At 62.2% G+C, this 21,880-nt stretch carries 21 protein-coding genes; 14 read left to right on the plus strand and 7 right to left on the minus strand.

All coding sequences use genetic code 11. The features are described from left to right. Positions 1-12: 12 nt before the first annotated feature. The 6 genes from mazG to ABDX87_RS06595 form a co-directional block, all read right to left on the minus strand. Positions 13-846: a nucleoside triphosphate pyrophosphohydrolase gene (gene mazG / locus ABDX87_RS06570; protein WP_346832144.1), complete on the minus strand. Its 834-nt coding sequence runs from the start codon at positions 844-846 to the stop codon at positions 13-15. 129 nt (positions 847-975) lie between these two features. Next, on the minus strand, positions 976-3,219 hold the full coding sequence (relA, locus tag ABDX87_RS06575; protein ID WP_074752977.1) for a GTP diphosphokinase: 2,244 nt from the start codon (positions 3,217-3,219) through the stop codon (positions 976-978). A gap of 159 nt (positions 3,220-3,378) precedes the next feature. Next, positions 3,379-4,734 carry a 23S rRNA (uracil(1939)-C(5))-methyltransferase RlmD gene (gene rlmD / locus ABDX87_RS06580; protein ID WP_346832145.1) on the minus strand — a complete coding sequence of 452 codons (1,356 nt, stop codon included), beginning with the start codon at positions 4,732-4,734 and terminating at the stop codon, positions 3,379-3,381. Further along, positions 4,734-5,636, minus strand: a complete 903-nt coding sequence (gene cysM / locus ABDX87_RS06585) for a cysteine synthase CysM (protein ID WP_346832147.1) — start codon at positions 5,634-5,636, stop codon at positions 4,734-4,736. The genes rlmD and cysM overlap by 1 nt, the downstream gene beginning before the upstream one ends. Before the next feature lie 158 nt (positions 5,637-5,794). After that, positions 5,795-7,174 carry a sensor histidine kinase gene (locus tag ABDX87_RS06590; protein ID WP_346832148.1) on the minus strand — a complete coding sequence of 460 codons (1,380 nt, stop codon included), beginning with the start codon at positions 7,172-7,174 and terminating at the stop codon, positions 5,795-5,797. Continuing rightward, positions 7,167-7,898 (minus strand): response regulator transcription factor, encoded by a 732-nt coding sequence (locus ABDX87_RS06595; RefSeq protein WP_346832149.1) that lies wholly within the window; start codon positions 7,896-7,898, stop codon positions 7,167-7,169. Before ABDX87_RS06595 ends, ABDX87_RS06590 begins: the two co-directional genes overlap by 8 nt. Positions 7,899-8,140: 242 nt before the next feature. Here ABDX87_RS06595 and ABDX87_RS06600 point away from each other — a divergent pair, with 242 nt between their 5' ends. The 4 genes from ABDX87_RS06600 (at position 8,141) to ABDX87_RS06615 (ending at position 13,116) form a co-directional block, all read left to right on the plus strand. Next, on the plus strand, positions 8,141-10,894 hold the full coding sequence (locus ABDX87_RS06600; protein ID WP_346832150.1) for a response regulator: 2,754 nt from the start codon (positions 8,141-8,143) through the stop codon (positions 10,892-10,894). A 167-nt stretch (positions 10,895-11,061) separates the two neighbouring features. Further along, complete coding sequence (locus tag ABDX87_RS06605; protein WP_346832151.1) at positions 11,062-12,045, plus strand: 2-hydroxyacid dehydrogenase; 984 nt, start codon at positions 11,062-11,064, stop codon at positions 12,043-12,045. A 232-nt stretch (positions 12,046-12,277) separates the two neighbouring features. Next, positions 12,278-12,715 (plus strand): hypothetical protein, encoded by a 438-nt coding sequence (locus tag ABDX87_RS06610; protein ID WP_346832152.1) that lies wholly within the window; start codon positions 12,278-12,280, stop codon positions 12,713-12,715. After that, complete coding sequence (locus tag ABDX87_RS06615) at positions 12,712-13,116, plus strand: META domain-containing protein (RefSeq protein WP_346832153.1); 405 nt, start codon at positions 12,712-12,714, stop codon at positions 13,114-13,116. The genes ABDX87_RS06610 and ABDX87_RS06615 overlap by 4 nt, the downstream gene beginning before the upstream one ends. A 149-nt stretch (positions 13,117-13,265) precedes the next feature. Here ABDX87_RS06615 and ABDX87_RS06620 read toward each other — a convergent pair whose 3' ends face one another. Continuing rightward, positions 13,266-13,733 (minus strand): TlpA family protein disulfide reductase, encoded by a 468-nt coding sequence (locus ABDX87_RS06620; RefSeq protein WP_346832154.1) that lies wholly within the window; start codon positions 13,731-13,733, stop codon positions 13,266-13,268. Between the two features lie 101 nt (positions 13,734-13,834). Here ABDX87_RS06620 and arsC point away from each other — a divergent pair, with 101 nt between their 5' ends. The 10 genes from arsC (at position 13,835) to ABDX87_RS06670 (ending at position 21,661) form a co-directional block, all read left to right on the plus strand. After that, positions 13,835-14,188 carry an arsenate reductase (glutaredoxin) gene (arsC, locus tag ABDX87_RS06625; protein WP_346832155.1) on the plus strand — a complete coding sequence of 118 codons (354 nt, stop codon included), beginning with the start codon at positions 13,835-13,837 and terminating at the stop codon, positions 14,186-14,188. Further along, positions 14,185-14,790, plus strand: a complete 606-nt coding sequence (wrbA, locus tag ABDX87_RS06630) for an NAD(P)H:quinone oxidoreductase (protein WP_346832156.1) — start codon at positions 14,185-14,187, stop codon at positions 14,788-14,790. Before arsC ends, wrbA begins: the two co-directional genes overlap by 4 nt. Further along, complete coding sequence (locus tag ABDX87_RS06635; protein ID WP_346832157.1) at positions 14,783-15,196, plus strand: DUF2069 domain-containing protein; 414 nt, start codon at positions 14,783-14,785, stop codon at positions 15,194-15,196. The genes wrbA and ABDX87_RS06635 overlap by 8 nt, the downstream gene beginning before the upstream one ends. 162 nt (positions 15,197-15,358) lie before the next feature. Continuing rightward, positions 15,359-16,030, plus strand: coding sequence for a DNA-3-methyladenine glycosylase I (locus ABDX87_RS06640; RefSeq protein WP_346832158.1), 672 nt, complete (start codon positions 15,359-15,361; stop codon positions 16,028-16,030). Positions 16,031-16,122: 92 nt separating this feature from the next. Further along, a complete protein-coding gene (locus tag ABDX87_RS06645; protein ID WP_346832159.1) occupies positions 16,123-16,806 on the plus strand; it encodes a GntR family transcriptional regulator in 684 nt (227 codons plus the stop codon). 270 nt (positions 16,807-17,076) lie between these two features. Further along, on the plus strand, positions 17,077-18,027 hold the full coding sequence (locus ABDX87_RS06650; protein WP_346832160.1) for a 4-hydroxyproline epimerase: 951 nt from the start codon (positions 17,077-17,079) through the stop codon (positions 18,025-18,027). Next, entirely contained in the window at positions 18,024-19,160 is a 1,137-nt protein-coding gene (locus ABDX87_RS06655; RefSeq protein WP_431061211.1) for an NAD(P)/FAD-dependent oxidoreductase, read from the plus strand. The genes ABDX87_RS06650 and ABDX87_RS06655 overlap by 4 nt, the downstream gene beginning before the upstream one ends. Next, the gene (locus ABDX87_RS06660) at positions 19,153-19,389 is read left to right on the plus strand and encodes a (2Fe-2S)-binding protein (protein WP_346832161.1); all 237 of its coding nucleotides are present in this window, start codon (positions 19,153-19,155) and stop codon (positions 19,387-19,389) included. Before ABDX87_RS06655 ends, ABDX87_RS06660 begins: the two co-directional genes overlap by 8 nt. After that, on the plus strand, positions 19,386-20,645 hold the full coding sequence (locus ABDX87_RS06665) for an FAD/NAD(P)-binding oxidoreductase (protein WP_346832162.1): 1,260 nt from the start codon (positions 19,386-19,388) through the stop codon (positions 20,643-20,645). Before ABDX87_RS06660 ends, ABDX87_RS06665 begins: the two co-directional genes overlap by 4 nt. A 272-nt stretch (positions 20,646-20,917) precedes the next feature. Next, on the plus strand, positions 20,918-21,661 hold the full coding sequence (locus ABDX87_RS06670; RefSeq protein ID WP_346832163.1) for an AraC family transcriptional regulator: 744 nt from the start codon (positions 20,918-20,920) through the stop codon (positions 21,659-21,661). The last annotated feature ends 219 nt before the right edge of the window (positions 21,662-21,880 follow it).

Below are 21,880 nucleotides of genomic sequence, written 5' to 3' on the forward strand. Positions count from 1 at the left end.
TAAATAGTCAACTCAACCGCAGTTGGGCGTGTTCTTTTCCTGACGCTTGGCTTCGCCCCAGAGCGCATCCATCTCTTCGAGGCTGCAATCTTCGATGGGGCGAGCGCTGTCGCGCAAGGCCTGTTCGATAAAACGGAAGCGCCGCTCGAATTTGCCGTTGGCGGCGCGCAAGGCATTTTCCGGATCGACCTTGAGGTGACGGGCCAGATTGACCACGACGAACAGCAGGTCGCCAATCTCTTCCTGGATGCCCTCACTGTCGTTGTCGGCCATCGCTTCGAGGACCTCATCGAGCTCCTCGCGCACCTTGTCGATCACGGGCAACGCGTCTGGCCAGTCAAAACCGACCTGGGCTGCGCGTTTCTGTAACTTGGCCGCCCGCGACAAGGCAGGCAGCACGTTCGGTACATCGTCCAGCAAAGACAACTGCTGCGGAACGCGCGCCTTCTCGGCACGCTCCTCGGCTTTGATCTCTTCCCAGCGGTGCTTGACCTGATCTTCGCTCAGGCGCGGCGTTTCCAGCGGCGCGTACAGATCACCCGTGGGAAACACGTGGGGATGACGGCGAATCAGCTTGCGGGTGATGCCGTCGACCACGCTCTCGAACTCGAACCGCCCTTCTTCCCGCGCCAGCTGGCAGTAATACACCACTTGAAACAGCAGGTCGCCCAGCTCGCCGCGCAGGTCATCGAAGTCCCCGCGCTCGATGGCGTCGGCGACTTCGTAGGCCTCTTCGAGGGTGTGCGGCACGATGGTCGCGTAATTCTGCTTCACGTCCCATGGACAGCCGAATTGCGGGTCGCGCAAGCGGGCCATGAGGTTTAGCAGATCCTGGAGCTTATACATGGGGTTCAACTCATGTCATGCGGCGCTAAAACCAACGTCATCGCGAATGAATTCGCTCCCACAGGAGAAATCCGATCACCTGTGGGAGCGAATTCATTCGCGATGCGCCCGTGCAGACGCCATAAATCGTCAAGGCGTACGATTACGCCGCGTCTCGATGATGTTCGGCAACTGCGAAATCCGCCCCAACAACCGCCCCAGCGCGTCCAGCCCCGGAATCTCGATGGTCAGCGACATGAGTGCGGTGTTGTCTTCCTTGTTCGAGCGGGTGTTGACGGCCAGCACGTTGATGCGTTCGTTGAGCAGCACCTGGGACACGTCACGCAACAGACCGGAACGGTCGTAAGCACGAATAATGATGTCCACCGGATAGGTGAGCACCGGCACCGGGCCCCAGCTGACCTGGATGATCCGCTCGGGCTCACGCCCGCCCAGTTGCAACACCGACGCACAGTCCTGACGGTGAATGCTCACGCCGCGGCCCTGGGTGATGTAACCGACGATGGCATCGCCCGGCAGCGGCTGGCAGCAGCCGGCCATCTGGGTCATCAGGTTGCCGACGCCTTGAATCTGAATATCGCCCCGCTTGCCCGGCTTGTAACCGGAAGCCTTGCGCGGAATCAGTTCCAGTTGCTCGTTGCCACGCTCAGGCTCAACCAGTTGCTGCGCCAGATTGACCAGTTGCGCCAGGCGCAGGTCGCCGGCACCGAGGGCCGCGAACATGTCTTCGGCGGTCTTCATGTTGGCTTTGTCCGCCAACTTGTCGAAGTCCACCTGCGGCAGCGCCAGACGCGCCAGTTCGCGCTCGAGCAAGACTTTGCCGGCCGCGACGTTCTGATCGCGCGCCTGCAGCTTGAACCAGTGGACGATCTTCGCCCGCGCCCGCGAGGTGGTGATGTAACCCAGGTTCGAGTTCAGCCAGTCGCGGCTCGGCGTGCCGTGTTTGCTGGTGATGATCTCGACCTGTTCACCGGTCTGCAGGCTGTAGTTGAGCGGTACGATACGGCCGTTGATCTTCGCGCCACGGCAGTTATGGCCGATTTCGGTGTGTACGCGATAGGCGAAGTCCAGCGGGGTCGCGCCTTTGGGCAGGTCGATGGCGTGGCCGTCCGGGGTAAATACGTAGACCCGGTCAGGCTCGATGTCGACGCGCAGCTGCTCGGCCAGACCGCCGATGTCGCCCAGCTCCTCATGCCACTCCAGCACCTGACGCAGCCACGAGATTTTCTCTTCGTAATGGTTGGAGCTGGATTTGACGTCGGTGCCTTTGTATTTCCAGTGGGCACACACGCCGAGCTCGGCTTCTTCGTGCATGGCGTGGGTGCGGATCTGCACTTCCAGCACCTTGCCCTCCGGGCCGATCACGGCCGTGTGCAGCGAGCGGTAGCCGTTTTCCTTGGGGTTGGCGATGTAGTCGTCAAACTCCTTGGGAATGTGCCGCCACAAGGTGTGGACGATCCCGAGCGCGGTGTAGCAGTCACGCATTTCAGGAACCAGCACCCGCACGGCGCGAACGTCGTAGATCTGGCTGAATTCCAGACCCTTGCGCTGCATTTTGCGCCAGATCGAGTAGATGTGTTTGGCCCGGCCACTGATGTCGGCGGTCACGCCGGTGGCCAACAGTTCGTTTTCAAGCTGACACATCACGTCAGTAATGAAGCGCTCGCGATCAAGGCGACGCTCATGCAGCAGCTTGGCGATCTGCTTGTACTGCTCAGGTTCCAGGTAACGGAAGGACAGGTCCTCCAGTTCCCATTTGATATGACCGATGCCGAGGCGATGCGCGAGTGGCGCATAGATGTCGAAGACTTCCCGGGCCACACGGTTGCGCTTCTCGTCGTCGGTGTTCTTCACGGCGCGGATCGCGCAAGTACGCTCGGCCAGCTTGATCAGCGCGACGCGAACGTCGTCCACCATCGCGACCAGCATTTTGCGCAGGTTTTCGACCTGCGCCTGAGTGCCCAAGACCAGCGATTGACGGGGACTGAGACTGGCGCTGATGGCGGCCATGCGCAGCACGCCGTCGATCAGCTTGGCTACCGTGGGCCCGAAACGCTGGCTGACATCCGGCAATGGAATCTTGCCTTCACGCACGCCCCGATAAATCACGGCCGCAATGAGCGAGTCCTGATCGAGCTTGAGATCGGCCAGAATTTCCGCGATTTCCAGGCCCGTCTGAAAACTCGACGTGCCTTCCGCCCAGAGGTTCTTGGCGGCGTTGTCCTGTTGCTCGGCTTGCCGGGCAAATTCACAGGCTTCTTTCAACGCCTGTCGGTCCACTGCGAGGTCGACGCTGACCACATGATCAAGCCACGCGTCGAGATTGATACTGCCGTCTGTGTTTATCGGCTGGTGTGCTCTCACCTGTACCATGTTGCTTACCTTCCCTACGGCGCGATGAAATGCGCCATCAGTCGCCAGCCTTCTTCAGCGCACACACCTTGCGGGCCATGCAAGATCGCGTGCGCGGGCCAGTCGGATTAAACGAGAATCCCTGTAAGGCACCGGTCCGTTTCCTTGAACCGCACCGCCTCACTTACTCGCTTCAAATAACGCCATCGCCTCGACATGCGCTGTCTGCGGGAACATATCGAGGATTCCGGCACGTTTTAATCGGTAGCCCTGCTTGATCAATTCGACCGTGTCGCGCGCCAAAGTTGCCGGATTGCACGACACATAAAGTAACCGTTCAGCACCCAACGACTTGAGCTTGCCGACCACTTCAAACGCCCCGTCTCGCGGAGGATCGAGCAGCACTGCGCGGAAACCTTCCGCCACCCAAGGCGCCTTGTCCAGCGGCTGCGACAGATCCGCCTGAAAAAACTTCACATTGTGCAAATCATTACTGATTGCGTTGTCGGTTGCACGCTGGACCATGGTCTCAACGCCCTCCACCGCCACCACCTCGCGCGCAATCTGCGCCAGTGGTAGAGCGAAGTTACCAAGCCCGCAGAACAAGTCCAGTACTCGTTCGTCCGGACGCGGTGCGAGCCACTCCAGTGCCTGTCGGATCATCGCGGTATTGACCTGCGCGTTGACCTGCACGAAGTCGCCCGGCCGGTAGGCCAGCTCCAGATTCCAGGGTTCAAGACGAAAACCCAGCTGCGCCGAAGCGTCCACAGGCTGCGGGCCACTTTCGCCGTGCAACCACAGTTGCGCGTCGTGGGTGTCGCAGAAGGCCTTGAGAATGTCGAGGTCCTTGTCGGCCAGCGGCGCGGTATGCCGCAGCAGCACGGCGTTGGCCGAACCGCTGAACAACTCGACGTGCCCCAAGGCTTGTGGCTTGCTCAAACGCCTCAGCATTTCAGGTAACGCAGTCATGATCGGTTGCAAGGCCTGTACCAGCACCGGGCATTGGTCGATGGCGATGATGTCCTGACTGGACGCGGCACGAAATCCGACATCGAGGCGTTTGCCTCTGGCGTCCCAGCGAACGGCGACGCGGGCACGCCGACGGTAGGCGAACTCGTCTCCGGTCAGGGGCGCGGCCCACTCGTCGGGCTCGACACCGGCCACGCGGCTGTACTGCTCCGCGAGCATGCGCTGTTTCAGGGCAAGCTGTTCGTCGTGGGGCATCTGCTGCACGCTGCAACCGCCACAGCGGCCGAAGTGCGGGCACGGTGCCGGACGGCGCAAAGGGCTGGCGGTGAACACACGCTCGGTGCGCGCCTCGACCACTTTGCCGTGGGCGCCAAGCACACGGGCTTCCACCTCTTCGCCGGCCAGAGAGCCCGCCACGAACCAGGTGCGACCCTCGACAAAACCGATGCCGCGGCCGTCGTTGGACAGCCGCTCGATGGTCAGACGTTGTTTTTTACCGGTAGGAACCTGCGTTGTCCGGGTGCCACCGCTGGGCTGGAAACGCAGGCTTTTATCACGCTTGGCCATCAGTTGGGCGCATCGTAGACACCGGTCGACAGGTAACGGTCGCCACGGTCACAGATGATCGCGACCATGACCGCATTCTCGACTTCCCGGGACAGACGCAACATGCCAGCGACGGAACCGCCAGACGACACGCCACAGAAGATGCCTTCTTCACGGGCCAGACGCCGCATGACGTCTTCGGCTTCGCTCTGAGCCATGTCCATGATCCGGTCGACGCGCTCGGCCTGATAGATCTTCGGCAGGTATTCCTGCGGCCAGCGACGAATGCCGGGAATCGCCGAGCCGTCCATGGGCTGCAGGCCGACGATCTGGATGTTCGGGTTTTGTTCCTTCAGGTAACGCGAGGTGCCCATGATGGTGCCGGTGGTGCCCATGGAACTCACGAAGTGAGTGATGGTGCCGCCGGTCTGCCGCCAGATTTCCGGGCCGGTGCCGACGTAGTGAGCTTCCGGATTGTCGCCATTGGCAAACTGATCCAGCACCTTGCCACGGCCTTCGGCCTGCATGCGCTCTGCGAGGTCACGCGCGCCTTCCATGCCCTCTTCCTTGCTGACGAGAATCAGCTCGGCGCCATAGGCGGTCATCGCCGCCTTGCGCTCGGCACTGGAGTTGTCGGGCATGATCAGGACCATGCGATAACCCTTGATCGCCGCAGCCATGGCCAGGGCGATGCCGGTGTTTCCGGAGGTGGCTTCGATCAGGGTATCGCCCGGATGGATCTGTCCACGCAGTTCGGCGCGGGTGATCATCGACAGTGCCGGGCGATCCTTCACGGAGCCGGCCGGGTTATTGCCTTCAAGCTTGAGCAGCAACGTGTTGCTGGTGTTCCCGGCCATGCGTTGCAGACGCACCAGCGGGGTGTTGCCGACGCAATCGGCGATGGTTTGATACTGCAGGGTCATGGCGTGTTCGCGATCCAGACGTGCGGGGGTCGCCTATCATACCGGCAATCGCTCCAAGCCCATATCACGCAAAGTGAGTTGGATATGGCGAAAAGGAATAAGGGTGCTGAAATCTCAAGCCGCGCGCACGTCCCACAGAATCGGGGTACAACCCCGACTCAAACAACCGCTTCGAACTCGCGCGCCGGTAGTCGCATGATCATCCGCAACCCGTGCGCCGTGTTCTCGGCCCACAAGTCGCCGCCCTGAAGCCGCAGCGAGTTGCGCGCGATGCTCAGGCCCAGTCCGAAGCCGCCGTCACCCGGTCGAGCGCCATCAAGGCGAATGAAGGGTGCAAAGATCCGTTCCAGGTCGCTGTCGTCGACACCACCGCCCTGGTCTTCCAGCCACAGCAGCCAGTCGTCACCGTCACGCCGCCCGCCAAGACGCACGATGCCTTCGGGCGGTGAGTGACGTATGGCGTTGCGCAGAATGTTTTCCAGCGCCTGTGCCAAGGTGTTGAGATGGCCGCGCACCCAGCATTGGCTGTCCAGGTCGCACACCAACTGACGAGAAGGCCAGCAGCTTTCGAAACAGGCGTTGTCCACCAGCATGTCCCACAAGGCCAGGACCTCGATGTCCTCATCCGGCAGTTTCTCCCGCTCAGCGTCCAGCCAGGCCAAGTGCAAGGTGTCATCCACCAGCCGACGCATGCCTTCGACTTCACGGCTCAAACGTTCGCGCAACTCAGGGAGGCTTTGTTCGCTGTCACACGCCACACGGAGCCGACTCAGGGGAGTGCGCAACTCGTGGGACAGGTCGCGCAGCAACTGTTGCTGAATCTGCACGGTGGACTGCAAGCGGCTGGCCATGTGATCGAATGCCCGGTTGAGCTCGCCCAGTTCGTCCTGACGCGATGTCATTTGCGCTGACAAGCGGTTGGAGAGGCGGTCGGCACGCCAGGCGTTGGCTTGTTCGCGCAGTTGATTGAGCGGACGAATCAGCAAGCGGTACAGCCCCACGCACAACAGCAGGGTGAACAACGCCGGGATCACCACGCTGGTCAGCATCTGCCAGACCAACGCATATCGCCCCGGCTTGAAGCGCTCGGGCAATTCGATGACCAGACTGCCCGCGCTGGGCAGGTCAGGGAATGGAATCTTCAGCCAGGGCATGGTTTTTTGACGCCTGCTCATGGGCCAGTCGACGCCGCGCATGAACGTCAGACGCTGCATCTGACTGTCATCCAGGGGCACGCTGCTCAGCGAATGCAAGTCACGGCCGATCACCCCGACCCAACCCGGTTCCTGAAGACGGATCTCTTGCAGCCAACGGTCTACTCCGCGCTGGCCGCCTGCACGCCAGGCTTGCTCAGCCTCGGCGGCATAACCGTTGAGCACCTGACGGGCATCCGCCGTCAGGTAGGCGTTCTGGGTTTCGACGTAACGGCCCCAGTACCAACTGAGCCCGATCATCAGCAAGCAGAACCCCACCAGCAGGAAGGCCAGTTTCCAGAACAGCGAGTGCCTGCCCGGCAGGCGTGAACGCTGCTCACGCATCCGGTTCGGCTTCCGTCAGCACATAGCCTTTGCCCCACACCGTGCGCACCTGATGCGCTTCGTAGCCGATGGCCTTGAGTTTGCGACGAATCTGGCTGATGTGCATGTCCAGGCTTCGGTCATGCTGCGCGTAGCCACGCTGCAGGACATGCTGATAAAGGAAGGGCTTGCTGAGCACGTCCTCCGGATTGCGCCACAGGGTTTCCAGCAATCGGTATTCGCTGGGCGTCAGCTGCGCAGCCTTGCGACCGAAGCTGACATCGCACAGGCCCTCGTCGAACCGCAGTTCATCCGGGCGTGGCGCGGCGGCTGCAGCGACCGGGGTGTGAAAGCGACGCTCAAGCTCCACCCGACGCAAGATCGCTTCGATACGGACCCGCAATTCATCGACGCTGAAGGGTTTGGGCAGATAATCGTCCGCCCCGTTGCGAAAACCGGTGATGCGATCGGCTTCGGCCCCAAGCGCGGACATCAGAATGATCGGCATCGTATGGCGACGACGCAGGCGGGACAAAATGTCCAGGCCGTTCATGCCCGGCAGCAGGATGTCCATCAGGATCACGTCGAAGGGCTCACGCTGGGCACGTTCCAGTCCTTCCGCACCGTTCTGGCACCAGGTGACGTGGAAACCGCAACGGCCCAGCGAGTCGTGTACAAACGCACCGAGCACGGGATCGTCCTCGATGGCGAGTATGCTGGGGCGGTGAATGATGGCGGGATTCATTGGCGTCTGCGACTGATTCTCAGGACGCGATTATTCAAGATTGCGCGGCTACCGGCAATGGTGACTGATCGACAAGCGTTGTCAGTGTATTCGCTGACCACCATTTAGCCGGGATTAGCCGCGCGCAAGTGGCTACACTGCGCACATCACCAAAGGCGCTTTGCAGCGAAGAACAGGCAACCATGGCGCAGGTCTTGCTAAACGCCCTGTGTACGTGACTCAAGATTGCCGGAGAAAACAGTGTGCTGACCAAACTGGGCATTAAAGGCCGCGTATTGCTGCTGACCCTGCTCCCGGCCTGCCTCATGGCGGCGCTGCTGGGCGGTTATTTCACCTGGATGCAACTTTCGGAGTTGCAGACCCAGTTGCTCAAGCGCGGCGAAATGATCGCCAACGAGCTGGCCCCGCTCTCTGCCACCGCCCTGGCCAGCAGCGACAAGGCGATGCTCGAACGCATCGCAGGCCAGGTGCTGGAACAGGCCGATGTGCGCGCGGTGTCCTTCCTCGACGCTGACCGCAACCCGCTCGCCCACGCGGGTCCGACCATGATCAATCAGCCGCCGGTCGGCAACAGCACGCACATGCTGCAACGCTCCGACAACGACGCCACGCGCTACCTGATGCCCGTGTTCGGGCGCAATCGCCACCTGACCGGCGACGTCGTTCCGGCCGAGGCCGACCGTTTGCTGGGCTGGGTGGAACTGGAACTGTCCCACAGCGGCACGCTGCTGCGCGGCTATCGCAGCCTGTTTGCCAGCCTGATACTGATCGTTGTCGGGCTAGGCCTGACCGCCAGCCTGGCCTTGCGCATGAGCCGCACCATCAACGGCCCCATTGCGCAGATCAAACAGGTCGTGGCCCAACTGAAGGACGGCAATCTGGAAGCCCGCTTGCCGCCGATGGGCAGCAACGAACTGGACGAACTCGCCTCCGGCATCAACCGCATGGCCGCAACCCTGCAGAATGCGCAGGAAGAACTGCAGCACAACATCGAGCAGGCCACCGAAGACGTTCGCCAGAATCTGGAAACCATCGAGATCCAGAACATCGAGCTGGACCTGGCGCGCAAAGAAGCACTGGAAGCCAGCCGGATCAAGTCCGAATTCCTGGCCAACATGAGTCACGAGATTCGCACGCCGCTCAACGGGATTCTTGGCTTCACTCACCTTTTGCAGAAGAGCGAACTGACGCCGCGCCAGCACGACTACCTGGGCACCATCGAAAAATCCGCCGACAGCCTGCTGAGCATCATCAACGAGATCCTCGACTTTTCGAAGATCGAGGCCGGCAAACTGGTGCTCGACGCGATCCCGTTCAACCTGCGCGACCTGCTGCAAGACACCCTGACCATTCTTGCTCCCGCGGCCCACGCCAAGCAGCTGGAGCTGGTGAGCCTGGTCTATCGCGACACGCCGTTGTCGCTGGTGGGCGACCCGCTGCGACTCAAGCAGATCCTCACCAACCTGGTGAGCAATGCCATCAAATTTACCCGTGAAGGCACCATCGTCGCGCGGGCCATGCTCGAAGACGAGCAGGACGACAAGGTCCAGCTGCGCATCAGCGTGCAGGACACCGGCATCGGCCTGTCCAGCCAGGACGTGCGTGCCCTGTTTCAGGCGTTCAGTCAGGCGGACAATTCGCTGTCGCGTCATTCCGGCGGCACCGGCCTGGGGCTGGTGATTTCCAAGCGGCTGATCGAGCAGATGGGTGGCGAGATCGGCGTGGAAAGCACCCCCGGCGAAGGCTCGGAATTCTGGATCAGCGTGACCTTGCCGAAAACCCGCGACGATCTCGAAGACCTGCCTGCCCCTCCGTTGATGGGTCGCCGCGTGGCGGTACTGGAACATCACGACCTGGCGCGTCAGGCACTGGAACACCAACTGGAAGATTGCGGCCTGCAGCCGATGGTGTTCAACAACCTGGAAAACCTGATCAATGGCGTGACCGTGGTGCATCAGACGCCGCACGCCATCGACATGGCCGTGCTGGGTGTCACTGCCCACGAACTGCCACCCGAGCGTCTGCGTCAGCAGATCTGGGACCTTGAGAACCTGGACTGCAAAGTGCTGGTGCTGTGCCCGACGACGGAGCAGGCGCTCTATCAAGTCTCGGTGCCGGACGCTTACAGCCAGTTGCAGGCCAAGCCGGCGTGTACGCGTAAATTGCGCCGCGCGCTGTCGGAACTGATCAACCCCAAGCAGCTGCGCAACGAGGTGCCCGAACCCCTGTCGAGCCGACCGCCGCGGATTCTCTGTGTCGACGACAACCCGGCCAACCTGTTGCTGGTGCAAACGCTGCTCGAAGACATGGGCGCCAAAGTGCTCGCGGTGGACAGCGGCTATGCCGCCGTTCAGGCGGTGCAGGAAGACACCTTCGATCTGGTGTTGATGGACGTGCAGATGCCCGGCATGGACGGGCGCCAGGCCACCGAGGCGATTCGCAGCTGGGAACTGGAACGTCAGGCGACCTCGCTGCCGATCGTCGCCCTCACCGCCCACGCCATGGCCAACGAGAAGCGTGCGCTGCTGCAGAGCGGCATGGACGACTACCTGACCAAGCCGATCAGCGAGCGTCAGCTGGCACAAGTCGTACTGAAATGGACCGGTCTTGCGCTGCGCAATCAGGCGCCGGAGCGCCACCCTGAAATCAGTCAGGGCAGCGTCAATCTTCAAGTGCTGGATCACGAGGAAGGTTTGCGTCTGGCCGCCGGCAAGGCCGATCTGGCCGCCGACATGCTGGCGATGCTGCTGGCGTCACTGGAAACCGACCGCGAGGCCATTCAGGCCGCACGCGAGGCGGGTGATCATGTGGCCCTGATCGAGCGGGTCCATCGCCTGCACGGCGCGACCCGCTACTGTGGCGTGCCACAACTGCGCGCCGCCTGCCAGCGCAGCGAAACCCTGCTCAAACAGGACTCGCCGGACAGCGACAAAGCGCTCAATGATCTGGAGAAAGCGATCACGCGGCTGGAGATCGAGGCGCGGGTGAGTGCGTGATGTGGGTCAGTGCGCCGTCGAGTCGAAATGGATGAATATCCCGTAAGCGCGCTAGCCCGCGATTCGGTGGTGAATCCAAAACATGTGCGTCAGATGTACCGGCCATTCGCGGGCAAGCGCCTGCAACAGTGATGGGTTGACTGCGAGACTTCTAGAAAGGAACCACGATGCGCACCCTCCTCTACAGCAGCCAGACCTACGACCGTGACAGCTTCCTCTCGGCCGATGCGCCCGCTGACATCGAGTTGCACTTCCAGCCTGCACGGCTGACGCTGGACACGGTCGCCCTTGCGGACCAATACCCGGTGGTCTGCGCGTTTATCAATGACGACCTGAGCGCGCCCGTGCTTGAACGCCTGGCGGCGGGCGGCACGAAACTGATCGCGTTGCGCTCGGCGGGTTTTAACCATGTCGACCTGCCGACCGCCCAACGCCTGGGCCTAAGCGTCGTTCGCGTCCCGGCGTACTCACCCCATGCCGTCGCCGAACACGCCGTGGCCTTGATCCTGTCGCTCAATCGCCACCTGCACCGCGCCTACAACCGCACCCGCGATGGGGATTTCACTCTGCACGGGCTGACCGGGTTCGACCTGGTCGGCAAGACCGTGGGTGTGGTCGGCACCGGGCAGATCGGCGCGACCTTCGCGCGGATCATGTCCGGCTTCGGCTGTCAGTTGCTGGCGTATGACCCCTTCCCCAACCCCCAGGTCGAAGCGCTGGGCGCACGGTATCTGCCGCTGGATCAACTGCTGGCCGAGGCGCAGATCGTCAGCCTGCATTGCCCGCTCAACGAGCACACCCGCCATCTGATCAATCAGACGTCGCTGCAGCGCATGCAACGCGGTGCCATGCTGATCAACACCGGTCGCGGCGCGCTGGTCGATACGCCCGCGCTGATCGAGGCGCTGAAGAGCGGGCAATTGGGTTATCTCGGGCTGGACGTGTACGAGGAAGAAGCGCAACTGTTCTTCGAAGATCGCTCGGACCTGCCGTTGCAGGACGACGTGCTCGCACGCCTGCTGACATTTCCCAACGTGGTGGTGACGGCGCATCAGGCCTTCCTGACCAAAGAAGCACTGGGTGCGATTGCGCAGACGACGCTGGATAACATCATGGGTTGGGCAGCGGGGACTCCGCAAAACAGTGTCTGAACCACTGCTCACCCCAACGAACAACCTTCTGTGAACACGGCACCTGTAGGAGCGAATTCATTCGCGAAACATCTTTCAGGCGACGGTAATGTGTCGACTGTACGGACGTCTCGCGAATGAATTCGCTCCCACAGGCGTTCGTATTTAACCTCACGATGCCAACCGGGCCGCCCACCGGCAGCGGGCATCGGCGATCTAAAGTGTTAGCATGCGCGCCTATTTGGAGACCCCCATGGCAGAACACGATTTTCGCTACAGCATGCTCACCCCGCAACACACCCTGATCGAATGCCGCAGCCTGGCCATCGGCCGCTATCAAGTGACCGGCAACGGCGGCTCGATCAAGCACGACGATGTGCTGCTGGTCACCGTCAAAGGCAGCAAAGACCTGTACATGCGCCTGAACGTGGAAAAAGTCCGTCACCTGATCAACCCACCCGGGCAATGGGTGGCCGTCGCCAATGGTCCGGCGTTCACCGAGCTGGCGATCCATCAGTGGAAGGTCAACTGCAACGGGTGCGGCAAAGAGCAGGACATCGAGTTCATGGTCGACGGCAAGGACGGCAAGAAAGCCTTGAAACCTGCCGCCACCGCGCGCATTGCCGAACTGGGCTGGAAAACCGTCGGTGAGCACCACCTGTGCCCGGCCTGCGCGAAAAAAGCCGCATGAAATCGCGTGTGCTGACCGTGCTCGCGGCCGCCGCGCTGGCGGGTTGTGCAACCGACACCGACGCGCTCAAGCGTGATCACGGTTATGTGCTGGAGTGGATTGGCGAACGTCCGCTGATCGACAACAGCCACTTGACGATGACCCTGGGCAACGATGGCCGCGCCTACGGCAATGCGGGGTGTAACCACTGGTTCGCGTCGTACCGGCTGGAAGGCGACAGCCTTAGCTTCGGCCCGGTGGGCAGCACCCGCAAGCTTTGCGCACCGGCATTGATGGAACAGGAACACCGCTTCCTGGACGCCATGGGCCAGGTTCAGCGGTGGGATGTGTCAGAGGTTGAGCAGCTGCAGCTGTGGCCTGCGCAAGGGTTGCCGCTGCGGTTCTGGCCGGAAGAAGACTAAGCCACGTCACTACGCACACTGTAGGAGCGTGGCTGGTGTCTGGGCCGCATCCGGACGATTGCGGCGGATCAGCCGCTCATCTATCGCCTGACACACCGCAATCGCGGGACAAGCCACGCTCCTACAGTTGAAATACGTGGCCAGCCAGCTCAGCCCTTCCCTTTCAACTCCGCCAGTTTCTGGGCGACGCCTGCGGCGGTCTGTTCGCCCATCAACTGCTCACGGACCTTGCCCTTGTCGTCGATGATGTACGTCACCGGCAGCGCCTCGCTCTTGGGCAGGTCGTATTGCTCGGCCGGGTCCTGCGCCAGCACGGTGAACTTGATGCCCAGCGCATTGCTGGCGGTTTTCAGGTCTTCACCCTGCAGGTTGTCGAAATTGACCCCGAACACGCTGACCTTCTGGCCGCTCATCTGCTCGGAGAGTTTGTTCAGTTCCGGGATTTCCGTGCGGCACGGGCCACACCATTCCGCCCAGTAGTTGACCACCAGCCAATGCTTGTCGACGCGGTCGCTGGCGACCTTCTGACCGTTCTGGTCAGTCCCCAGATCCACGCCACACCCGCTGAGCAATACACTCCCGATAAGCGCTAACGCCGCTGCCAACCGCCTTGCCATGATGCTTGTTCCTTTTAGAGAGACGCGACGCAGACCTGATGTTCGTCCGGGTCGTCACCTATGTAGAATAGCCGCCACCTCACGCAAGATGCGACCTGCAAATGACCGATCTGACGCTTTATCACAACCCGCGCTGCTCCAAATCACGTGGCGCGCTGGAATTGCTTGAAGCCCGTGGCCTGACGCCGACTGTCGTGCGTTATCTCGAAACCCCGCCCAATGCTGCCCAATTGCGTGACCTGCTGGGCAAGCTGGGCATCGGTGCGCGCGATCTGCTGCGCACCGGCGAAGACGAATACAAAACCCTGAACCTGGCAGACGCCAGCCTGAGCGACGATGACGTGATCGCCGCCATGGCCGCGCACCCCAAGCTGATCGAGCGCCCGATCCTGGTCGCAAGCAACAACGCCATGATCGGCCGTCCACCGGAGAAGATCCTGGAGATCCTGCCGTGAGCACGCCCTACATTCTGGTTTTGTTCTACAGCCGCAACGGTTCGACCAGTGAAATGGCCCGCCAGATTGCCCGTGGCGTCGAGATGGGCGGCTTGGAAGCGCGCTTGCGCACGGTGCCGGCGATCTCCACCGAGTGCGAAGCGGTGGCGCCGAGCATTCCGGAAACGGGCGCGTTGTACGCCACGCTCGATGATCTGAAGAACTGCTCCGGCCTGGCGCTGGGCAGTCCGACCCGTTTCGGCAACATGGCGGCGCCGCTCAAGTACTTCCTCGACGGCACCAGCAACCTGTGGCTGACGGGTGCCCTGGTCGGTAAACCGGCCAGCGTATTCACCTCAACCGCCAGCCTGCACGGCGGCCAGGAAACCACGCTGATGTCGATGCTGCTGCCGTTGTTGCACCACGGGATGCTGGTTACCGGCCTGCCTTACAGCGAATCGGCATTGATCGAAACCAGCGGCGGCGGCACGCCGTATGGCGCCAGTCATCACGCAGGCGCCGACGGCAAGCGTCCGCTGGATCAGCACGAAACCACGTTGTGCCGCGCGCTGGGTCAGCGTCTGGCCAAGACCGCGTTGCTGCTGGAGCCGTCGCGTGGCTAAACAGCCCAAGGTACTGCCCGCGCTGGAATGGCTGGAACCTCGCGTCCGCTGGAGCCGGGTCGCTGCCTTGCTGTGCTTTTTCGGGCTGATCGCGCTGCTCGCGGTGTATTACCTCGGGTTCGCCGACCTGCACGGCGCCCGTCCCTGGGTGATCCTGTCGATTGAACTGGTGCCGCTTTTGTTGCTCTCACCGGGGATGATCACCGGCAGCGCACGCGGGCATTCGTGGACCTGTTTCGTGGTGAACCTGTACTTCATCAAGGGTGCGCTGGCGGCCTATGACCCGAACCGCGCGTGGTTTGGCGTGCTGGAAATGCTGGCGAGCCTGGCGGTATTCACCAGCGCGCTGCTGTACGTGCGCTGGCGGTTTCAGTATAACCGCAAGCTGGCCGGCGAAGGCGCCTGACACGTAGCTCTCAACTGTATCGCCGCCCCCCTGTGGGAGCGAGCTTGCTCGCGAAAGGGCCGTGTCTGGCAAAGAAAATGTAATGGGTGCAAGGCCGTCTTCGCGAGCAAGCTCGCTCCCACAGGTCGTGTGTTGCACCTGAAATCTGTTTTTGGAGAGGGCATGCAAGACTACAAATGGCTCAATGAATACTGTTTGAATCGCTTTGGTTCCGCCGCCGCCCTCGAGGCGCATCTGCCGACTCCCGCCACGTCAAAACAGCTCAAGGCCCTGAGCGACGACCGTTATCTGTCGACCATGGCCCTGCGGGTGTTTCGTGCAGGGCTGAAGCACAGCCTGGTGGACGCCAAGTGGCCGGCCTTCGAGCAGGTGTTCTTTGGCTTCGATCCGGAAAAGGTCGTGCTCATGGGCGCCGATCATCTGGAGCGTCTGATGCAGGACGCACGAATCATTCGTCATCTGGGCAAACTCAAGAGCGTGCCGCGCAACGCGCAGTTGATCCTCGACATCGCTCATGAACACGGCAGCTTCGGCAACTTCATCGCCGACTGGCCGGTGACCGACATCGTCGGGCTGTGGCGTTATCTGTTCAAACACGGCAATCAGATGGGCGGACTCTCGGCCGCGCGCTTCCTGCGCATGGTCGGCAAAGACACGTTTATCCCCAGCTACGATGTCGTGGCAGCCCTCAACGCGCAGAACATCGTCGATAAAGTGCCGAGCAGCCAACGAGATCAGGCAGCCGTGCAAGCCGCATTCAACCAGTGGCACGCCGAAAGCGGCCGCCCGTTGTGCCAGATTTCGATGATGCTGTCGTACACGGTCAACCACTGATCTTTTTTTCGTCAGGCAGCGGCGACATCAGATGTAACAAATCGAAGGTCGTATACAATATCCGCTATTCGTCCCTTGCCTGAGTCGCTCGCGTGCCCTTTCTTCTTCCTGACGCCCCCAACCTTGGTGTCGCACCGTCTGCGTCCGAGGTGATTTCAAAGTACCTGCGTGAGTCGATCATTTCCGGCCAGTTCGCCGAAGATGAGCCGATTCGCCAGGACGACATCGCCCGTGTATTCAACGTCAGCAAGATCCCTGTGCGTGAAGCTTTGAAGCGCCTGGAGGCCGAAGGGCTGGTGCAGTTCCAGCGCAACAAGGGTGCAGTGGTCACGCGGATCTCCGAACCGGAACTGGCGCAGATCTTCGAAGTGCGCGTGTTGCTGGAGGTTCAGGCCATTCGGCTGGCCGTGCCGCGGATGACCCAGGCGCAGATCGATCAGGCCACGGCCATCTGCGACGAGTTCGTCGGTGATGACGACATCGGACGCTGGGCAGAGCTGAACTGGGCGTTTCACACCTGCCTCTACGAAGCGGCGCAACGGCCGTTTCTGCTGAACATGATTCGCTCGATCCACGACAAGGTCGAACGTTACCTGCGCGTGCAGATGAGCTTCGACGAGGGCAAGGAACGCGCAGACCAGGAACACCGCGAGATCCTCAACGCCTGTGCCGATCGTGACGTGGACAAAGCCGCGGAACTGATCGAACACCACATCATCGGCGTCTGCCGCGCGCTCTACGCGCACCTTCCCAACGCGGCGCTCAGCGAAATCTGAGTCAGCCGCGACTGTGCCGATTTCGTCATTTTCACCGGCGAAATCGGTCAAGACCCTGCCGTGCTTTAGCGCCAATCTGGATGCCAGTCCTCATCACTCTCCGGGACTCGACGGGCAACACATAACCTGTGGGAGTCAGCTTGCTGACGAATGCGGTGTGTCATTCAACATTGATGTTCCTGATCCACTGCATTCGTCAGCAAGCTGACTCCCACAGGTACACGATCTGCCAGGCAACCGGGGCCATTTCCTCAGCACGCAGGGTGAACCATGAAGCGCATCCAGATCCTCGACTCCCACACCGGCGGCGAACCCACGCGTCTGGTGCTCGACGGTTTTCCTGATCTTGGCAACGGCAGCATGGCGGAACGTCGCCAGCTGCTGGCGAATGAATTCGATGACTGGCGTGCGGCCACGGTGCTGGAACCCCGCGGCAGCGATGTGCTGGTCGGCGCGCTGCTGTGCACGCCGGTGGACCCTGAAGCCTGCGCCGGGGTGATCTTCTTCAACAACACGGGCTATCTGGGCATGTGCGGTCACGGCACCATCGGGCTGGTGGTGTCGCTGGCGCACCTGGGCAAGATCGGCCCCGGCGTTCACCGCATCGAAACCCCGGTCGGGACGGTGCAAGCCACCCTGCATGAAGATCGCTCGGTCAGCGTCAACAACGTGCCGTCGTATCGCTGTCGCAAAAACTTCATCGTCGATGTCCCGGGGATCGGTAACGTCACCGGCGACATCGCCTGGGGCGGCAACTGGTTCTTCCTGATTGCCGATCACGGGTTGAGCGTCACCGGCGACAACCTCGACGCACTCACCGACTACACCTGGAAAGTCCGTCAGGCGCTGGACAGCCAGGGCATCCGTGGCGAAGACGGCGGCCTGATCGACCATATCGAATTGTTTGCCGACGATGACGTGGCCGACAGCCGCAACTTCGTCCTGTGCCCCGGCAAAGCCTACGACCGCTCGCCGTGCGGCACAGGCACCAGCGCCAAACTGGCGTGTCTGGCGGCGGACGGCAAACTGGAACCGGGCGCGATCTGGCAGCAAGCCAGCGTGATCGGCAGCCAGTTCGAGGGCAGCTTCGAATGGCAGCACGGCGAACGCCAGATGGGTGACCGCATCGTGCCGACCATCCGCGGTCGCGCCTACATCAGTGCCGAAGCGACCTTGTTGCTGGACGAGGAAGACCCGTTCGCCTGGGGCATTCGTCCTTGATTCAGGGCGCCAGCATTCAAGGCCAGGCCGCCGATGTGATCATCATCGGCGGCGGCATCATTGGTGCTGCCTGTGCCGATGAACTGGCCAGCCAGGGCCTGCACGTGTGCGTGCTCGATTGCCAGCGACCGGCTGCCACCGCCGCCGGCATGGGCCATCTCGTGGTGCTGGACCACAGCCCCGCCGAGTTGGCGCTGGGCGAGTACTCGGTGCGACTGTGGCGCGAACTGGCGCCGCAGATGCCCGAGAACTGCGCCATGCGCAACAACGGCACGCTGTGGCTGGCCTGCAACGAAGAAGAAATGGCCGAGGCCGAACGCAAGCAGGCCGCGCTGAGTGAGTTCGGTCTGGCGTGCGAATTGATGTCAGGCGCCGCACTGGCAGAGGCCGAGCCTTCGCTGCGTTCCGGCTTGCTGGGCGCCTTGAGAGTGACCGGCGACGGGATTCTGTATGCGCCCAATGCCGCGCGCTGGCTGTTGCAGCGTCAGCCCGAGCGCGTGCATCAGCAGCACGCCGAGGTGGTGGAGGTCCAGGGCAACCGCGTGAAGCTGGCCGATGGTCAGTGGTTGCAGGCCAGCGCCGTGGTCCTTGCCAATGGCATCCATGCCCGCGACTTGTGCCCGGACTTGCCGCTGCAAGCCAAGAAAGGCCATCTGCTGATCACCGACCGCTACCCGATCCAGATCACCCACACGTTGGTCGAACTGGGTTATGTCACCAGCGCGCACAAGGGCAACGGCCCTTCCGTGGCGTTCAACGTGCAACAACGCCCGACCGGTCAGTTGTTCATCGGCTCGTCCCGGCAGTTCGACAATGAAGACCCGGCCATCGACGCCGCGATGCTCGGTCGCATGTTGCGCCGGGCCATGGATTTTCTGCCTGATCTCGGCCAACTGAACGGCATTCGCAGCTGGACCGGGTTTCGCTCGGCGAGCCCTGACGGCCAACCGCTGATTGGCGAGCACCCCGAGCAACCGGGTTTGTGGCTGGCCGTGGGGCATGAAGGTCTGGGCGTCACCACCGCCACCGGCACCGCGAAACTGTTGGCCGCGCAACTGCTGCGCACACCTGCGCCGCTCGACCTCGACGCGTTCCTGCCACAGCGTTTTATCGGAGCCCATGCCCATGCTTGAGTTGAGCATCGACGGTCAGCCGTTGCGCGTTGCCCCAGGCACCACCGTCGCGGCGGCCTTGATGGCCAGCGGCGACCATTGCAGTCGCACGTCGGTCAACGGCCAGCGCCGGGCGCCGTTGTGTGGCATGGGCATCTGCCAGGAATGCCGGGTGACCATCGACGGCCTGCGCCGTCTTGCATGCCAGACCCTTTGCCGCGACGGCATGCACGTAGAGACCCAGCCATGAACCGACCTGTGGACCTGTTGATCATCGGTGCAGGCCCTGCCGGTATGGCGGCCGCTTTAGCGGCGGCACCGAGCGGCATCAGCATCGTCCTGCTCGACGACAACCCGCTGCCTGGCGGACAGATCTGGCGTGACGGCCCGAATGCGCAACTGCCGACCCTGGCGACCGATGTGCGCGCGCAGCTGCAGCACTACAGCAATATTCATCTGCACAGCGGCACCAAGGTGGTCGCACTTGCCGGCCCCAAACGGCTGCTGCTGGAAGACGCCGAACGGGGCTGGGTGCTGGCATACGACAAGCTGATTCTGTGCACGGGCGCTCGCGAGCTGTTGCTGCCCTTTCCTGGCTGGACCTTGCCCGGTGTCACCGGCGCCGGTGGGTTGCAGGCGCTGATCAAGGGCGGCTTGCCAGTGTCGGGTGAACGCATCGTGATCGCGGGCAGCGGGCCCTTGTTGCTGGCTTCGGCTGCGACCGCAAAGAAGAACGGTGCCAAGGTCGTGCGCATCGCCGAGCAGGCGGGACGCCGTGCGGTCAGCGGCTTTGCGATGGGGTTATGGCGATGGCCGAGCAAAGCCCTTCAAGCCCTGACGCTGGCCAGCGGCGCCTATCGACTGTCAGCGCACGTGATTGAAGCCTTGGGCTCGGATCGGCTGGAAGCGGTCCGCGTCCAGACAGGCTCGCGCATTGAAGACATCGCCTGCGACCGGCTCGCGTGTGGTTTCAGTCTGGTGCCAAACACCGAGATGGGCAGCGCACTGGGTTGCGAGGTGCGCAATCGCGCGATCGCGGTGAACGAGTGGCAAGCCACTGGCCTTACCGATCATTACGCGGCCGGAGAATGCACCGGGTTTGGCGGCAGCGAACTGGCGCAGGTCGAAGGCAGGATCGCCGGGCTGGTGGCCGTCGGCAAACAGGACGAAGCGCGGGCACTGTGGCCGGAGCGCCAGCGTTGGCAGCGGTTTGCCGACCGGTTAAATCAGGCGTTCGCCCTAAATCCTGCGCTGAAAAAACTGGCGAAGGCCGACACGCTGATCTGTCGCTGCGAAGACGTGCCCTACGCCGAACTCGCCGACCACAGCGGCTGGAACACCGCCAAACTCAACACCCGCTGCGGCATGGGCGCGTGCCAGGGCCGTATCTGCGCCACCGCCGCGCAAACCCTGTTCGGCTGGGAACCACCCCACCTGCGCCCGCCCTTCAGTCCGGCGCGCATCGCGACGTTGGCGGGTCTGGATGATGCGGGCACAGCGATATAACCCTTGTAGGAGCCGGCTTGGTGCGGGCCGCGTTCGGACGAATACGTGGGGCAGTGGCGAAGGTGTCACCCGACCCGCCGCATTCGCCACCGTCGTAACCTCCGGCAGCTCCCACAGTTGCAGTGCTGGGCTTCGGATTTGCGGCTGCCTCTTCGTCTGTAGTAGCGGTTTGTTGCGGGCTGGCGCCTACAGTGAGTCTCTAGCGCTCCCAATATCGGAACGCATGCCGCATTATCGACCTCGTCCTCCGCTCTGGCCGACCCGCTGTGAACATGATTGACCTGCTCCCCGCCTCTCCTCTGCGTAACCTCGATCAGCTGTTGACCAGCCTGGAAACGGTCGCGCCGCTGTTCGATGCAATCCCGGGAGTGGTGTTTTTCGTCAAGGACGCGCAGGCGCGGTATGCGCTGGTCAACCAGACGCTGGTGCAGCGCTGCGGCCTCAAAGAGAAAAGCCAGGTCGTCGGGCGCACGGCGGAAGACGTCTTTCCGGCGCGCTTCGGGCCGTTGTACACCGCGCAGGATCGACGGGTACTGGCCGATGGCCGACAGCTCAGCGATCAGCTCGAACTGCACCTGTATTACGGCAACCAGCCCATCTGGTGCCTGACCCACAAGATCGCCCTGCGCGATGCCCATGGCACCATCATTGGCCTGGCCGGCATTTCCCGCGACCTGCAAGTGCTGCAATCGCACCCGGCGTATCAGAAGCTGGCCGAGGTCGACGCCCACATCCGCGAGCACTTCGCGCGCCCCATCACCCTCCAGGAACTGACCTCCCTTGCTGGATTGTCGATTGCGCAACTGGAACGTCACTGCAAACGCATCTTTCAGCTCACGCCGAGACAGATGATTCACAAGGCTCGGCTGGGCGAAGCTTCGCGGTTGCTGCGTGAAGACCTGTCGATCACCGAGGTCGCCCTTCGCTGCGGCTACACTGATCACAGCGCGTTCAGTCGGCAGTTCAAGGCATTGACCGGCGTCTCGCCGAGTGAATACCGGGAATCGCAAGGTTGAACTTCGCGCAGTCCGTTATAAGGGTTGAACGTGCATCAATGAAGCACCGCCCCCGGTTTTGCTCCTTTATGTAACACCGTCGTCGTCCCGCACACGCGGGCAACTCCCGCAAGCCGCCGATCCAAAGCCCTTCAGCCATAGTGGCAAAACGGGCACGCACCGTGCATATAAAATATCGTATACGAAATTACTTATCCGGCCGTTCCATTACTTGCATCC

This window comes from Pseudomonas abietaniphila, from assembly GCF_039697315.1.
Taxonomy (GTDB): domain Bacteria; phylum Pseudomonadota; class Gammaproteobacteria; order Pseudomonadales; family Pseudomonadaceae; genus Aquipseudomonas; species Aquipseudomonas abietaniphila_B.

Excerpts from the sequence above, each read along its gene's own strand:
- mazG (WP_346832144.1), bottom strand. The coding sequence starts at position 846 with ATGTATAAGCTCCAGGATCTGCTAAACCTCATGGCCCGCTTGCGCGAC.
- relA (WP_074752977.1), bottom strand. The coding sequence starts at position 3,219 with ATGGTACAGGTGAGAGCACACCAGCCGATAAACACAGACGGCAGTATC.
- rlmD (WP_346832145.1), bottom strand. The coding sequence starts at position 4,734 with ATGGCCAAGCGTGATAAAAGCCTGCGTTTCCAGCCCAGCGGTGGCACC.
- cysM (WP_346832147.1), bottom strand. The coding sequence starts at position 5,636 with ATGACCCTGCAGTATCAAACCATCGCCGATTGCGTCGGCAACACCCCG.
- ABDX87_RS06590 (WP_346832148.1), bottom strand. The coding sequence starts at position 7,174 with ATGCGTGAGCAGCGTTCACGCCTGCCGGGCAGGCACTCGCTGTTCTGG.
- ABDX87_RS06595 (WP_346832149.1), bottom strand. The coding sequence starts at position 7,898 with ATGAATCCCGCCATCATTCACCGCCCCAGCATACTCGCCATCGAGGAC.
- ABDX87_RS06605 (WP_346832151.1), top strand. The coding sequence starts at position 11,062 with ATGCGCACCCTCCTCTACAGCAGCCAGACCTACGACCGTGACAGCTTC.
- ABDX87_RS06610 (WP_346832152.1), top strand. The coding sequence starts at position 12,278 with ATGGCAGAACACGATTTTCGCTACAGCATGCTCACCCCGCAACACACC.
- ABDX87_RS06615 (WP_346832153.1), top strand. The coding sequence starts at position 12,712 with ATGAAATCGCGTGTGCTGACCGTGCTCGCGGCCGCCGCGCTGGCGGGT.
- ABDX87_RS06620 (WP_346832154.1), bottom strand. The coding sequence starts at position 13,733 with ATGGCAAGGCGGTTGGCAGCGGCGTTAGCGCTTATCGGGAGTGTATTG.
- arsC (WP_346832155.1), top strand. The coding sequence starts at position 13,835 with ATGACCGATCTGACGCTTTATCACAACCCGCGCTGCTCCAAATCACGT.
- ABDX87_RS06640 (WP_346832158.1), top strand. The coding sequence starts at position 15,359 with ATGCAAGACTACAAATGGCTCAATGAATACTGTTTGAATCGCTTTGGT.
- ABDX87_RS06650 (WP_346832160.1), top strand. The coding sequence starts at position 17,077 with ATGAAGCGCATCCAGATCCTCGACTCCCACACCGGCGGCGAACCCACG.
- ABDX87_RS06660 (WP_346832161.1), top strand. The coding sequence starts at position 19,153 with ATGCTTGAGTTGAGCATCGACGGTCAGCCGTTGCGCGTTGCCCCAGGC.
- ABDX87_RS06665 (WP_346832162.1), top strand. The coding sequence starts at position 19,386 with ATGAACCGACCTGTGGACCTGTTGATCATCGGTGCAGGCCCTGCCGGT.
- ABDX87_RS06670 (WP_346832163.1), top strand. The coding sequence starts at position 20,918 with ATGATTGACCTGCTCCCCGCCTCTCCTCTGCGTAACCTCGATCAGCTG.